General features: G+C 63.6%; 12 protein-coding genes. 7 read left to right on the forward strand and 5 right to left on the reverse strand.

Translation table 11 applies throughout. The features are described 5' to 3' along the window. Positions 1–462: 462 nt before the first annotated feature. From GE027_RS06155 to GE027_RS06165, 3 genes are read left to right on the forward strand one after another with little or no spacing between them, the layout of a single operon-like run. Positions 463–1,416: an alpha/beta hydrolase gene (locus GE027_RS06155; RefSeq protein ID WP_153556310.1), complete on the forward strand. Its 954-nt coding sequence runs from the start codon at positions 463–465 to the stop codon at positions 1,414–1,416. 39 nt (positions 1,417–1,455) lie between these two features. Continuing rightward, the gene (locus GE027_RS06160; RefSeq protein WP_153556311.1) at positions 1,456–1,830 is read left to right on the forward strand and encodes an ATP synthase F0 subunit B; all 375 of its coding nucleotides are present in this window, start codon (positions 1,456–1,458) and stop codon (positions 1,828–1,830) included. Between the two features lie 58 nt (positions 1,831–1,888). Then, the gene (locus GE027_RS06165; protein ID WP_153556312.1) at positions 1,889–2,389 is read left to right on the forward strand and encodes a nucleoside deaminase; all 501 of its coding nucleotides are present in this window, start codon (positions 1,889–1,891) and stop codon (positions 2,387–2,389) included. Here GE027_RS06165 and GE027_RS06170 read toward each other — a convergent pair. The 4 genes from GE027_RS06170 to GE027_RS06185 all read right to left on the reverse strand — a co-directional run bounded on the left by GE027_RS06170 (position 2,356) and on the right by GE027_RS06185 (position 6,442). Then, positions 2,356–3,171 carry an MBL fold metallo-hydrolase gene (locus tag GE027_RS06170; RefSeq protein WP_153556313.1) on the reverse strand — a complete coding sequence of 272 codons (816 nt, stop codon included), beginning with the start codon at positions 3,169–3,171 and terminating at the stop codon, positions 2,356–2,358. The genes GE027_RS06165 and GE027_RS06170 overlap by 34 nt on opposite strands. Positions 3,172–3,300: 129 nt before the next feature. After that, positions 3,301–3,882, reverse strand: coding sequence for a hypothetical protein (locus GE027_RS06175; protein ID WP_153556314.1), 582 nt, complete (start codon positions 3,880–3,882; stop codon positions 3,301–3,303). A 185-nt stretch (positions 3,883–4,067) separates the two neighbouring features. Next, positions 4,068–5,822 (reverse strand): BCCT family transporter, encoded by a 1,755-nt coding sequence (locus GE027_RS06180; RefSeq protein ID WP_153556315.1) that lies wholly within the window; start codon positions 5,820–5,822, stop codon positions 4,068–4,070. A gap of 41 nt (positions 5,823–5,863) precedes the next feature. After that, a complete protein-coding gene (locus GE027_RS06185; protein WP_153556316.1) occupies positions 5,864–6,442 on the reverse strand; it encodes a DJ-1/PfpI family protein in 579 nt (192 codons plus the stop codon). 143 nt (positions 6,443–6,585) lie between these two features. Here GE027_RS06185 and GE027_RS06190 point away from each other — a divergent pair, with 143 nt between their 5' ends. Both GE027_RS06190 and GE027_RS06195 read left to right on the forward strand, forming a co-directional pair. After that, positions 6,586–8,088 carry a S41 family peptidase gene (locus GE027_RS06190; protein ID WP_153556317.1) on the forward strand — a complete coding sequence of 501 codons (1,503 nt, stop codon included), beginning with the start codon at positions 6,586–6,588 and terminating at the stop codon, positions 8,086–8,088. Then, complete coding sequence (locus tag GE027_RS06195; protein ID WP_153556318.1) at positions 8,088–10,139, forward strand: YjhG/YagF family D-xylonate dehydratase; 2,052 nt, start codon at positions 8,088–8,090, stop codon at positions 10,137–10,139. Before GE027_RS06190 ends, GE027_RS06195 begins: the two co-directional genes overlap by 1 nt. Before the next feature lie 30 nt (positions 10,140–10,169). Here GE027_RS06195 and GE027_RS06200 read toward each other — a convergent pair whose 3' ends face one another. After that, on the reverse strand, positions 10,170–11,066 hold the full coding sequence (locus tag GE027_RS06200) for an AAA family ATPase (RefSeq protein WP_153556359.1): 897 nt from the start codon (positions 11,064–11,066) through the stop codon (positions 10,170–10,172). A 407-nt stretch (positions 11,067–11,473) separates the two neighbouring features. On the opposite strand from GE027_RS06200, the gene GE027_RS06205 reads away from it, so the two are divergent. Together GE027_RS06205 and GE027_RS06210 are read left to right on the forward strand one after the other, a co-directional pair. After that, the gene (locus GE027_RS06205) at positions 11,474–13,072 is read left to right on the forward strand and encodes an outer membrane protein assembly factor BamB family protein (protein ID WP_153556319.1); all 1,599 of its coding nucleotides are present in this window, start codon (positions 11,474–11,476) and stop codon (positions 13,070–13,072) included. A gap of 128 nt (positions 13,073–13,200) precedes the next feature. Continuing rightward, positions 13,201–14,400, forward strand: a complete 1,200-nt coding sequence (locus GE027_RS06210; RefSeq protein WP_153556320.1) for a hypothetical protein — start codon at positions 13,201–13,203, stop codon at positions 14,398–14,400. Positions 14,401–14,477 lie beyond the last annotated feature (77 nt).

Raw genomic sequence — 14,477 nt, forward strand, 5'->3', positions numbered from 1 at the left:
GCCTGTGAAACCAGTGGCATAGGCTTCCAGCCTATGAAACCAGTGGCATAGGCTTCCAGCCTGTGAACAATAGCACATCGCCCCTCCGGGGCATTCATTTGTCTGGGCGTAGGCAGACCAGCGGTTGACCGGCCTGTCCACTTGATTGAGAACGCATTGCTGATGTGAGCCGTTTGGGCGATAGCCCCGGTTCTGCGGTGACGCAACCGAGGCTATCGCCTAAACGGCGCAATAATTCGACAGGCCGGTGAGTCCCCGGGACTTGCCTAAAAGGAATAGCCAGCCCGAAGGGCGATACAGGTGCACACTTTCGGTATCGTGCCTGTCGAGCTGGCCGTGCCGCGTCCGGCGACACGACTGGGTCCCGCGAAACGACTGTAGCCGAGCGCCCCAAACGGTCGTGGTTGCGTTTACACTGGAGGCTTTGTTGCGATCAATCTCTTCTGCGTAGAGCCACCGACTATGTACCGTTCGTTGCCCCTTCTTTGCTTCGCCCTTCACTGCGGCCTTGCAACCCTGACCGGATATGCCCAAACGCCTGTCGCGACCAGCGTCGTCGACGAGAGCGGCTCGCTGTCCAGCGAGATTCTGGACCAGGATCGCAAGTACGCGATCTACTTGCCGCCCGGCTACCACACCTCCACGCGCAGCTACCCCGTGCTGTACCTGCTGCACGGTGCCGGCGACGACCACACGGGCTGGGTCCAGTTCGGCGAAGTCCAGCATATCGCCGACCGCCAGATCGCGGCCGGCAAGGCCACGCCGATGGTGATCGTTATGCCGGATGCCAACACCGGTCGACGCGGTTACTTCAACGACATCCGCGGCGACTGGGACTACGAGGACTTCTTTTTCGAGGAACTGATTCCGCACATCGAGAAGAACTACCGGGTGCGGACCGACAAGCGGTACCGAGCGATCGGCGGCCTGTCGATGGGCGGCGGGGGATCCTTTATGTACGCGATGCACCGGCCCGACATGTTCTCCTCGGCCTGCCCGCTGAGCGCCTACACCGGGCCGCTGACCCTCGAGGACGCTCGGCGTCGTTTCGAGCGACAGCGCAGCGAAACCGATAAGAAAGCTGACGCAGACGCCAAAGCCGACGAAGACAAACCGCAAGCGGATCCACGGCCGCAGCCGAGCGACGAGCAGATGGAATCCTATTTTAAGCGGCATAGCGCGGTCGAGCTGGCACGCAGTTTGCCCAAAGATGATCTGGCAAGCGTCCGCTGGTATATCGACTGTGGCGACGACGACTTCCTGTACGAGGGCAATGCTCTGGTGCATATTGAATTCCGAAAGCGAGGCATCGATCACGAGTACCGCGTCCGCGACGGCGGCCATCGCTGGAGTTACTGGCGAAGCGCCCTGCCGGATGTCCTGCACTTCGTCTCCGAAGCCTTCCACCAACATTAATCACGCTCGACACGTTCGAGCCCCAACGAGGGCCATCCAATGCGATTCATCGTTACTACGGCAACCGCCCTGCTGTTATTGACCGGCTGCAACAACGAACCGACGACCCTGCGTGAAGAAGCCGAACAGGCGCAGGAAAACCTCGAAGAGGCCCGCGAGCAGGCGTCCGAGTTGATCGCTGAATCCGAAGAGGAAGCGGTGGAGATCGTGGCCGACGCGCGGCGCGAAGCCGAACAGGAAGTCCAATCCGCCGAGCGTGAAGCCGAACAGATGGTCGCCGAAGCCGAACAGGAGCTGGAAGAAAAACTGAACGAATTAAGTCAGCCGCCTCGGGCGACAGCCGACCCACCGGAGCGACAATCCGAGACGGTCGAGGTGGAAATCGAAACGCCGGAACCGGCGCCCGCCGAGTAACCCACCGGCATAGGCTTCGCGCCTGTGAATGGACAACCGATTCCTAGGGCAGTATCCCATGAATGCGAATTCACCATCCACGCATCTTCGCCGCTGCGTCCAGTTGGCCCGCGAGGCTTTCGAGGCGGGTAACCCACCTTTCGGTTCGGTTCTCGTTTCCTCCGACGATCGCGTCTTGTTCGAAGACCGCAACCGCGCGGCCGATACGGGCGATCCCACCCGGCATCCAGAGTTCGAAATCGCTCGCTGGGCCGCCACCAACCTGACCGCGGATGAACGTGCCGCGGCGACCGTGTTTACCTCCGGGGAACATTGCCCGATGTGCGCCGCGGCCCACGGCTGGGTCGGACTGGGCCGCATCGTCTACTGCAGCTCGTCGCAACAACTGCGCAGCTGGCAATCCGAACTGGGCGTTCCCGCCGGTCCGGTCGCGGCGCTGCCGATCCAGGATCTGATTCCCGGCACCGTCGTCGAAGGACCGGTTGCGGAGTTCGCCGCGGAGATCCGCGAGCTGCACAAACGGTATCAATCCTGGTTGGCATCGAGCAATTCACCGTAGCGAGCTGCCGAGCGCATGACGATGCGTTTGGCATGTTGCGGGATCGTCTTGCCGGCGAACGCCCCATACAGCCGCTCAAACGTCCAAGGCTGAAGCGTTGCGGCCATCCGCCGAACCGTGCCAGCGGCCAGCGGCAACATATTCGGATAGCTCCACAGGAACGACACCTGGTTGCGGTCCGCAGCGACTTGAACAATATCCCCGCTTAGTAGCAAGCCCTGGCCCTCGGCGCCGGAGTCCCAGTGCAACACGGTGCCACCGGGAAAATGCCCGCCCAGGCGGATCAACGTCAGACCTTCGCCGAGGCTTTTCTGATCGCTGTCCCAGAATTGCAATCGCCGGTCGGGACGCATCACCCACTGACGATCACGAGCGTGCAGGTAGACCGCCGCATCGAACTCCGCCGCCCAGTCCTGCATCGTGGTGTAGTAATGCGGGTGGGATATCGCGATCGCTTTGATGCCGCCCAAGGCATGGACGATCTGTTTGGTCGCCTCGTCCAACAGAGCGATACAGTCCCAGAGGATATTGCCGGCGGGTGTCCGCAACAAAAAAGCTCGCTGGCCGATCGCAACTTTGGGCACGCTGCGGACCTCCCATAGACCCGGCTCGTGCACGCGCCACTGGTTGGCGTGCCGACGAACCAGTTGGTCCAGCGTCGTCCAGCTCTGGCCGCCCTCGGGAACGTACTGTCGCTCGTCTTCACAGATGGGGCAACACGCGGGCGGATCGTCGGCCTGCGGATACGAGGTTCCACAGGCCGTGCACAAGAAATGCGTCATGATTGCCTCGCCATCATTCTCGCAGCCACTTGGGCCGCTTCGGGACATGAGTTTAGAGTTTGCTCACGTCCCGAATCGACGACCGAATTGCTGCAGGCGAGATCAACGCAAGACGTTCACCACGCCATTTTAGCGGCAATTACCGCTGCCGCAGCCCGCACCGGTTTGCATCACCGGACGAGCCACCTGGTACGTACCGCCGGCCGGGTAGTGACGGATTGCCGAAGCCGGCTGGACCGCCCCGGAACATCCGCCGGCGCCACAGCCACCGACCGTCTGAACGGGCTGTGAATAGCTGGTCGCCTGCGAATAAACAGGTGCCTGCCTATACGCGGTTCCGCAGCGGTTGCCGCCGTGGCGGAAGTGGCCCACGGTGGGACGAGCCGACGAGTAGGATCGCCGCGCACTACCGCAGCCGGTCGAGCTGCCACAGGGCTGGGCGTATCGAACCACCGTACCGGCCGGCCGACTGCTGTAGCTGGCCGGCTGGCTGTAGGTCGTGGCCGGCGAAGTGTAGGTCGTGGCCGGCGAAGTGTAGGTCGTGGCCGGCTGGCTATAGGTCGTGGCCGGAGCACTGCTTCCCCCGCAATTGGTACAGCCGCTGCCTACAGGCATTTGCGCCTGAGCGACCGACGACAGGGAGACTCCGCAAACGACGGCAAACGCCGTGGCCAGCGAGCGGGACAGAAAGCGTTTCGAGCAAACATTCAAAAGCATTCAGTGTTTTCCATACTTTGGGGGGAAAGACGCAAACGTGAACCAACACAACGACGGCTGGTTCACGCATGACCGTGGTAATGGATGGTCACTGCCCCTGTCCGCCACAATCGGAGAGATTAAATCCGAAAAGCTTTTGCTGTCGGCTTGGCGTGCGGGGGTGGGCCCCCACATCGCAACTAGGCTCGATCTGACACCCGTTGCCGCTCGTTCTTTTGCAGGGCCACGACCAGCCCCCAGCAGGTCAGAATCAGAATGACCACGAAGGGCAGGGCAGCGGTAATCGAAGCAGCTTGCAGAGCCCGTAGTCCACCGGCAAACAGCAGCGCGGCGGCCACGGCGCCTTCGGTCAGAGCCCAAAACAAGCGTGTCCCCACCGGCGGATTAGGGTTTCCTCCCGACGCGATGATGTCGATCACCATCGACGCGGAATCGGACGAGGTGACAAAGAACAAAACGATGCACAGCGTCGCCACCCCGGCGGCAAGGTTGACCATGGCCGTCGACTGAAAGGTCGTGGCGATCAAAACGAACAGCACGGTGGGAAGCGTGTCGGTCGCGCGCTGGCCGTCAGCGGAAACAATGGGGGCCGTCAGGTACTCCACCGCCGTCAGCGATTGTTCACGCCGCTCGAGCGAGCCGTCGGCTCGCCGAACCAATTCGCCCTCGGCGTCGCGGGTTCCGACCCAGTACCGCGGCAAGTCGCCGGCGGGCGTGTCGCCAGAGGCGCGTTGGGCCGCCAGTTGCTCGTGGTGCTCGGTGTGCTGCCGCAGCGTCGTGGTGCCGAAGGCCGTCAGCCATAGGATTGCGACGGTGGTGGGAACCAACACAACGCCCGCAATAAATTCGCGAATCGTTCGGCCTCGTGAAACCCGCGCGATAAACATCCCGACGAAGGGCGACCAACTGATCCACCAAGCCCAGTAGAACACCGTCCAGTCGTTCAGCCACGCGCGACTCTCCGCACTGAACGCTCCGGTGCGAAAGGAACTGAACGGCAGAACCTGAAGGTAGGCGCCCAGGTTCTCTACCGATGCCCCCAGGAACGCGACCACACCACCGCCGAGGACAAGCATCAACATCAATCCGGCCGCAAGCCCGATATTCAGTTCGCTCAACCGCCGGATTCCGGCATCCAACCCCAGAACCACCGAGATGGTCGCGACCGCGGTGATCCCGACGATCAACGCCAGTTGGACGCCGGTGCCGTTGGCGATTCCAAACAGAAATGTCAGGCCCGCATTGACCTGCTTGGCGCCGATACCCAGCGAGGTGGCGACACCGGTCAACGTGGCGATGATGGCCAACGTATCGATGGCGTCACCGGTCCGGCCCCAGACGCGTTCACCCAGCAACGGATGCAGCAGCGAACGAAAACTCAGCGGCATGTTCAGCCGAAATCCCGAATAGGCCAGGGCAAGTCCGACGATCGCATACAGCGCCCAGGGATGAAGCCCCCAGTGAGAGATCGTCGCGGTCATCGACAACCGTGCCTCAGGCAATCCGTCGGCGAAGCCGGGCGGGGGCGATTGGAAATGGGAGATCGGTTCGGCGACGCTAAAGAACAACAATCCGATTCCCATGCCGGCGCTGAACAACATCGCGAACCACGACAAATTGCTGAACTCCGGCCGCTCGTCATCGCGGCCCAGCCGCACCCGAGCGAAACGTCCCGTCGCCAACCACAGCGCGAACGCCAACAGTCCCGACATCGCCGTCACGTACAACCAACCAAAGCGGTCGCCGATCCAGTCTCGCAGGCCCGTAAACGCCGCCAACAATTCCGGCCCGGCAAACACCGCGCAGACCAGCACCAACACCCCCACGATCGCGGCGGCCGCAGGAAACACGACCGGATGCATCTGAAAATGCTTGCCGAAGTGAAGCTGCGGTAGATCGATGGCCGCTTCAGCGTCTGGATGGTTTTTCGACACAGTTTATCGCTTTATCACTCTCGCCTTAAATCAATGGTCTCTTACAGCAGCCGCAGGAACTGTCGCATCCAGGCCGGATGGGCGGGCCAAGCCGGCGCACTGACCAGGTTTCCCTCGGTGTGCGCGGAGTCCATGGTCTCGGCCGGTTCGACGTAGGTGCCACCGGCCGCCGCAACCTCCGGCGCACAGGCCGGGTAGGCGCTGCACTGTCGATCGCGCAGCACGCCGGCGGCGGCCAACAATTGGGCGCCATGACAGATCGCCGCCACCGGTTTATCGGCCGTGAAGAAGTGCCGGACGATTTCCAGTACCCGTTGGTTCAAGCGGAGGTATTCCGGAGCCCGACCGCCGGGGATGACCAAGGCGTCGTAGGAGGCCTCTTCGACCGCATCAAAATCGGTATTGATGGCGAAGCGATGCCCGGGTTTTTCGCTGTAGGTCTGTTGGCCTTCGAAGTCGTGGATGGCGGTGGCGACCGAGTCACCGGCGGACTTCTCCGGACAGACCGTTGCGACCGTGTGCCCGGCACACTGCAGGATCTGCAGCGGCACCATCGCTTCGTAGTCCTCCACGAAGTCGCCGACGATCATTAGAATACGTTTACCTTCCTCGCTACCCATCCGACGCTTTCCTCATCTAGAGACAATCGTGCCCGGCCGACTCGGTCCCTCCGAGCGGCTCTTTACAGCTTTTACTTTTGGTTCGCCATCAATCCTACGCGTCACGGCCGAACAGGGGAACGCGGCACGCCAGGACCGACTCAATGCCTTTACGAAATTATCACATCCTGATGGTCGTTGCCGTCGTCTCCATCCTGTGTCATGTGACCGCCCGGCGGACCCACAGCGCGCTGGTCGTGGGCGATGCGATCGACAAGATCGAAAAACACTACGTGGATCCGGTCGAACATCGCACCTTGGTCGAAGCGGCGCTGCGCGGTCTGCAAACCCAGCTGGACGAGCACAGTCAATTTATTCCGCCCGACAAATTCGAAGAGTTCGAACAGAGTCTGGCGCAGGAGTTCGCCGGGATCGGCGTGTTGGTAGAACAACCCGAGACGGACGAACCGGTGCGGGTCATCACGCCGCTGGTCGGATCGCCCGCCTATCGCGCGGGTGTCCTGCCGGGCGACCGCATCGTAGGAATCGACGGCGAGGACGCATCGGGGCTGTCGCTGGCGGAGGTCAGTGAGCGGCTGGGCGGGCCGATCGGCAGCCGTGTCGAGATCGACGTCCGCCGCGACGAAGACGAACGGGTAACGTTGAGCGTGACGCGTGAACAGATCCCCCTGGATTCGGTGCTGGGCGACTATCGCGACGAAAACAGCGACTGGGTGTACCGCGTCCGCAACCATCCGCGGATCGCGATGATTCGCTGCACCAGTTTCGGCGAGAAGACGGTCTCGGAGATGCGGCGGGTCTTGAATTCCCTGGACAACGATTTCGATGCCCTGATCCTGGACCTGCGGGAAAACTCCGGCGGCCTGCTGAACGCCGCGGTCGAGATCTGCGACATGTTTATTGAATCCGGCGAGATCGTCTCGACGCGCGGCCGCGACGCCAGCAAGAAAGCCACTTCGGAGCTGGCCACACCGGGCACGTTGGTGGACCCCGAGAAGCCGATGGTCGTGCTGATCGATCAAAACTCCGCTAGCGCCAGCGAGATCGTGGCGGCGTGTCTGCAGGACCACGGCCGCGCAACCATCGCCGGCACACGGTCCTACGGCAAAGGCACCGTGCAAAACGTCTTGATCATGGAATACGGCCGCAGCGCGTTTAAATTGACTACCGCCCGCTACTATCGGCCCAGTGGCCAGAACATCCATCGCACCTCCGACGCCAGCGAGGAAGACGTCTGGGGGGTTCGGCCCGACCCTTCGCTGCGCGTCCGTCTGGATGACCAACAGCGTCAAGCGGTGCGGCGACGCTGGCGGCGGGCGACGTTTCCCGTCTGGGAGGATCGCGAAATCACTTGGCTATCCAGGGGCCCCGAAGACGCTCCGGACGCCGCCGCCGAACCCCCGGTCGAGCTTCCCGACCGTTCGCAGGATCTTCCCGAACATTCCCCCGAAGATGAATCCCGGAGCGACGATCCCCAGGATGATGCCGCCGCCGACGACGGTGGCGCAGCAGCCGCCGACGACAGCGATGACGCCGCTTCGTCGCTGGATCCGGACGACCCGCGGGTCGACCCGTTACTGCGCCGTGTTCTGGATTACCTGCATGACTCCGTCGTTCCCCGCGCCCAACCTGCCCGAGCCGCTTGATGACTGACCAGCCCCACGCCTCGCTTGACCAACTGTTTGATCCGCCGGCCGACGTGCGAGCGGTGCAGACGCGGGCCGCCGGTCCGCAGGGCCGGCTGCCGCTGACCGACCAGATGTTGCGGCACTGGAGCAGCGGCGATCTGTTCGGATTGACGCAGAACGCCGGCATGGGCTGGGACCCGCGCCGTGCCTTGGGCGAGCAGTACCTGCTGCTCAGCACGCAGGGCGGGATGCGAGCCGACGACGGCACGCCGGTGGCTCTGGGCTATCACACCGGTCACTGGGAAGTGGGTCTGTTGACACGGGCCGCGGCGGAAGTGATCAGCGGTGCCGGCGGAGTGCCCTTCGCCGCCTACGTCAGCGACCCGTGCGACGGTCGCACCCAGGGCACCCGCGGCATGTTCGACAGCCTACCGTACCGCAACGACGCGGCCATCGTGATGCGGCGGCTGATCCGTTCGCTGCCCCAGGCCAAGGGCGTGATGGGCATCGCCACCTGCGACAAGGGTCTGCCGGCGATGATGTTGGCCCTGTGCGGCAGCGGCCACCTGCCGTCGGTGCTGATGCCCGGGGGCGTCACCTTGCCGCCGACCGTCGGCGAGGACGCCGGCAAGGTGCAAACGATCGGAGCTCGCTACAGCCAGGGCGAGATGACCCTTGAGGAAGCGGCCCTGGAAGGCTGCCGTGCGTGCGGCTCGCCCGGCGGCGGCTGTCAGTTTCTGGGCACCGCCGCCACCGCCCAAGTGGTCGCCGAAGCCCTGGGCCTGACCGTCCCCCATGCCGCTCTGGCCCCCAGTGGTCAACCGCTGTGGCTGGATCTCGCTCGGCACAGCGCCCGAGCGCTACAGCGATTGCATCGTGAAGGCCTGGGGCTGAACTCCATTCTCACGCCCGACTCGCTGACCAACGCGATGTTGGTTCACGCCGCAGTCGGCGGGTCGACCAACCTGCTGTTGCACATTCCAGCCGTAGCCGCCGCGGCCGGTCTGCCGCGGCCGACCGCCGCGGACTTTGCCGCGATCAATGCTCAGGTGCGACGGTTTGTCGACGTGCTGCCCAACGGCCCGGTGGGCCATCCCACGATCCGCTTGTACCTGGCCGGCGGCGTCCCGGAAGTCGCCTGGCATCTGCGCGCCGCCGGGCTGCTGAAAGCGGACGCTCGCACGGTCTCGGGCATGACTTGGGACGAGTTGCTGGACCGTTGGCAGGACAGCCCGCGGCGACAGTATTTCCGCGAGGTATTGCAACGCCAGGACGGCGTCGATCCCGATGACGTGATCCTTCCGCCGGCCATCGCCAAACAGCGCGGCCTGACCAGTACGGTGTGTTTTCCCCACGGCAACCTCTGCCCGGAAGGCTCCGTCATCAAGGCCACGTCGATCGATCCTTCGGTCGTGGACGACGATGGCGTGTACCGCAAACGCGGCCCGGCAAGGGTGTTCCTCAGCGAACGCGAAGCGATCGCTGCAGTCAAAGGCCAACACGCCCGGCCGATCGCCGCCGGCGAAATCATCGTCCTGATCGGCCGCGGCCCGCTGGGCACTGGCATGGAAGAAACCTATCAGATCACCTCCGCCCTGAAATACCTGCCACACGGCAAACACGTCGCCCTGGTGACCGACGCGCGTTTCTCGGGTGTCAGCACGGGCGCGTGCATCGGGCACGTCGGTCCGGAAGCCTTGGCCGGCGGACCGCTGGGCAAGGTGCGCGAAGGCGACACGATCGAGATTGAAATCGATACCGTGGGCCTGAGCGGCCGAGTGGACTGGTTGGGATCGGCCGAAGAAACCTTAACTGCCGACGAAGCGGCGGAAGCACTGAACCGGCGACCGACGCACCCCGATCTGCAACCCGACCCGGCGCTGCCGGACGATACGCGGCTGTGGGCGGCGCTACAGCAGGTGGGCGGCGGCACCTGGGGCGGATGCGTGTACGACGTCGACAAAATCATCGAAACCCTGCAGGCCGGCCAGCGGGCTCTGGCGGCCCAGCAGGATCCGGGCGCCGAACCCGCCACGCCCGATCAGGACGCCTCGCCATCGGCACGCTGATCCCATCGGCCCCGCTTCCATCGGCCCCGCTTACATCGGCACGGGGATCGACTGGACCAATTGATCCATCTTTTCTTCGACGCCCTCGCGGCTGGCGCCCTGAAAGATTCCAGCCGGGATCACGCGATGCGACAGCGCGGGCACGGCCAGCTGTTTCACATCGTCGGGAATCACGTGGTCGCGACCGTCCACGACGGCCCGAGCCTGACAGCTACGATAGAAGCTGAGCGCGCCACGGGTGCTGACCCCGGCCCGAAAAAACTCGGTCGACCGTGTCCCGTCGACCACATCCAACAGGTACTCGACCAGTTTCTCGTCGAACCGCACCGTGCGAACAACTTCCTGAGCCTGGCCGATCTCTTCCAGACTGACGACGCTCTCCAGGTTGTCCACCGGCTCGCCCATGCGGTGCGTTCGCAGCACGTCGCGTTCGATTTCGCGCACCGGATAACCGATGCTGGTCCGCATTGCAAAGCGGTCCATCTGGCTTTCCGGCAGTGAATACGTGCCTTCAAACTCGTACGGGTTCTGCGTGGCGACCACGATAAACGGACGCGGCAGGGTGTAGGTAGTCCCATCGACCGACACCTGCCCCTCGCTCATCGCTTCCAGCAGGGCGCTTTGGGTTCGCGGTGGAGCCCGATTAATTTCGTCGGCCAGTAAGACGTTGGCGAACACCGGACCGGGCGCAAATTCAAACTGCCGCGTGTCGGTGCGGTAGATCATGCTGCCGGTGATGTCGGTGGGCAGCAGGTCGGGCGTGAACTGCAGGCGAGTGAATTTTCCTTCGATGCTGCGGGCCAGCGCTTTGGCGGCCAAGGTCTTGCCCACCCCGGGCACGTCTTCCAGCAGGACGTGTTCGGCAGCCAACAAGGCCACCACCAAAGAACGCACCACTTCGGGTTTTCCCAACACCACCCGCTGGATATTTTCGGTCAAACGCTGGGCGGTTTGGTAAGCTGGTTGGGATACGGCTGACTGCGACACGGTTTCGTTGCTTTCTGAAAAGGACTCGCGGCGGTGCCCGAAACCTCGATGCGGCGAAGCCGGTGGACACAGCCATAGGCCCGCCATGCTATCCTCCGCCACCCCGCCGGGCCAGTCGGTCGACCGCGGAAACCTCCGTATCGGCGGAGCCTTCGCGAGCGTCTCCGCTGGGTTTTGGGTACGGAAGGGAACGGATCTTCCGACTGTGACAAGTGGGCGGGCTCGGCGGGTCCCATCCCCGATCGTGCGGGGGCTTTTCAGTCATTTCCCCGCGGTTTTTTCGCTCTTGCAAACCTTTGGTGTAAGATGGGGGCTGAATCTGCACTTCGTCTTCTCTGAGGATCACGATGATTCGTCTCCTTCGCTTTTCTTCTCGACTGGCCGCCGGCTTGCTGCTGTGCTGGGCCGCTGGGCTCGCGCCCGTTTCCACCGTTCGCGCCGACGGTCTGCTCTCACCCGCCGATGCCGATCGGCTGGGCATGACCGAGAGCTGGCGGAGGCAATTAAGTTTGGTCGGGGGGTCGCGTTCAGCCGTCGATATAAAGCTGCACGTCGACACCTCGCGGATGCGTCGGTTCGTCGAAGTGCGTCACGAGAAGGACGGCGAAACGGAAGTCTTGGACCGCATCGATGTCGAGCAACGCGATCGCTTTGGCACGCCGATCGGTCTGCAGGAGGCCCGTCGCCGAGCCAAGTTGCAAGTGTTTCGCTGGAAGCGACGCGGTATCGAAGCGACGATCAGTGAGAACCAGGTGCCGCAGATTCGGCTTTATACCCTGGGCAGCGACGGCACGATCGAAGCCCGTGACGCCGAGACCGGCGAACTGTACTGGTTGACACGCCAAGGCGACCCGACGCAGCTGAGCATTGGCCTGGGCGTCAGCGACCAATACCTCTGCTACGTCAACGGCTCGACCCTTTATCAGATTTCCACCGAAACCGGCAAAGTGGTCCGCGAAACTCGGACCACGGGGACGCCCACGCTGGGGACGTTGATCGCCGGCGACTATGCCTTGATGCCAACGGTCCGCGGCGGCGTCGAGGGATTCCCGCTGTATGACTCCAATGAGTATCCCTTTATGGAGATGGTTGCCGGGCGGGCCACGGCCACGCCAACCCAGGCCCCCGGAACGGCTCGCGCCGCTTGGCCGACCGATGCCGGATTCGTGTACGTCATGGAAGCCGAAGGCACGCCCTCGGTGATCTTTCGTTTCAACACCGACGGTGTCGTTTCCTCGCCACTGTCCGCCGGCGAGGGAGAGCGATTCTTCTTTGGCTCCGAGAACGGTCACGTGTATGGGATTCGCGCCACCCGCTCCGGCACCGTGCTGTGGCGACACAGCTTGGGCGAACCGGTGTACGCCGGCACCTTCGTTTCGGACAAGCAGCTGTTCGTGCCGACGGTTTACAAGAATTTGTATTGTTTGGAAGTCGCCACCGGTGCGGCGATGTGGAAGAGTCCAGCGACGGGGATCGATGCCGTCCTGGGATCCTCTTCGGACCGCATCTACGCTCGCACCAGTTCCAATCGGCTGGCCATCCTGGACGCGCAGAGCGGCGGCCGGATCGCGGACATCGCCGGGGTGGACGTCGAGCGCTATGTGGTGAATCGTTTGACCGATCGTCTGTACCTGGTGGGTAACGGCGGCATGTTGCAGTGTTTGCGACCGGTGGATTCGCCGCTGCCGTTGCTGAAGGTGACCGCGGAACCGCCCGCAGCAGCCACGGACACTCCCGAGGAGCAGCCTGCGCAGCGGCCGGACCAGGATCCCTTCGAGGCCGGCGGAGACGCACCGGATCCGTTCGCTCCGGCGGGCGGTGGCATGGATCCGTTCGCACCGGCCGACGATGCGGTCGATCCCTTCGCGCCGGCCGACGATGCGGCCGATCCGTTTGCGCCGGCCGATGGACAAGACGATCCGTTTGCGCCCGGCGGCGGTTTCTAGCCGACGCGTGGTCTTGTACCCTATGTAGGTTCAGACGCTGTGGCGGTGCGGCAAAGCGCCGCCCGCCCCCCGCCGCGGTTCGGTCGCCCGCCTCGGCCGTGCCGCCCCAATCAACCTACCGAGTCCTGATGACAAGCCCATCCGAAGACATCTTTGCGCAACTGGACCAGCAGCAAAACGGCCCGGCCGCGATGCTCGAGGCCTTGGTCGAGCACTTCCGGCGCCAGCGCAAACCCATGGAATTGTTCGAAGCCTTGAAGATGCAGATGCGGCATCGCTTGGGGCTGCCCATCCTCCAGCCCGAAACCGAAACGCTGAGCGCCGAAGATGTCGACCGCCAACTGGAGCAGGGCCTGGTGGCCGCTTGCGACGAAGTGGGCACGATGCTGCTGCAGGATGGCCGCGTCCGAGAAGGATGGATGTATCTGCGGCCCACGGGCAACACCGAGAAAGCGGCTCGGCTGATCGGGGCGCTGGACATCGACGACGACAACGCCGACGAGATCGTCGAAGTGTTGTTGCACGAGGGCGTGGATGTGGCCCGCGGTTTTCGCATTATCTTGGATCGCCAAGGAACCTGTAACAGCATCACGACGCTGGACCAGATCATCGGCGGTCTTCCCAAAACCGCGCGTCGCCAAGCTGCGGGGATCCTGCTGGACCACGTCTACGGCGAACTGTGTGAAGCGGTTCGGGGCGACATCGCCCGTCGCGAAGCCCCGGCCGGCGACGGGGATAGCTTGCTGGAGATGATTCAGGACCGCGATCACCTGTTCGAGGGCGGCGCTTATCATCTGGACACCAGCCACCTGGCCAGCACCGTGCGTTTTGCCCGCGTGTTGGACCAGCCCGAACAACTGCAGAAGGCCTGGGAGCTGACGCAGTACGGGCGTCGGCTGAATCACCAGTTGCAGTATCCTGGCGAAGAACCGTTCGTCGATTTCTATCCGGCTCATGCCAGTTTCTTTGGCATCCTGTTGGGCAAGAGCGTGGACAGTTCGCTGACGATCTTCCAGCGCAAAGCACGGGCGGTGGATGTGGCCGAACAGGGCACCGAGCCGATCGAGATCTACGTGGATCTGCTGGACCGTATCGGTCGCTCCGAAGAAGCGTTGCGGATGGCGATCGAGTTGGTTCCGGAGGAGGTTCCCGCCGCTCGCCTGACACCGCTGCTGTTGGAACTGGCCGGGCGAGCGGGGGATTACGCCCCGGTCTTGGAGTACTGTCGGGGGAAGGAGGACCCGTTGGGCTTTGCCGCGGCGCGCGTCAGCGAGGGAGCCGCGGTCGCTTCGGGGGCGTCCTCGACGGGTTCGGGTTCGAACGCCTGAATGGGCTCGGCGACGGTCGCCGCAAGTCCAGTCCTGGCAACGGCTTGCCGCCCACTGTTCGCGGCTCGGGGGCGTTG

Origin of the sequence: Roseimaritima sediminicola, assembly GCF_009618275.1 — a bacterium.
Lineage (GTDB): Bacteria > Planctomycetota > Planctomycetia > Pirellulales > Pirellulaceae > Roseimaritima > Roseimaritima sediminicola.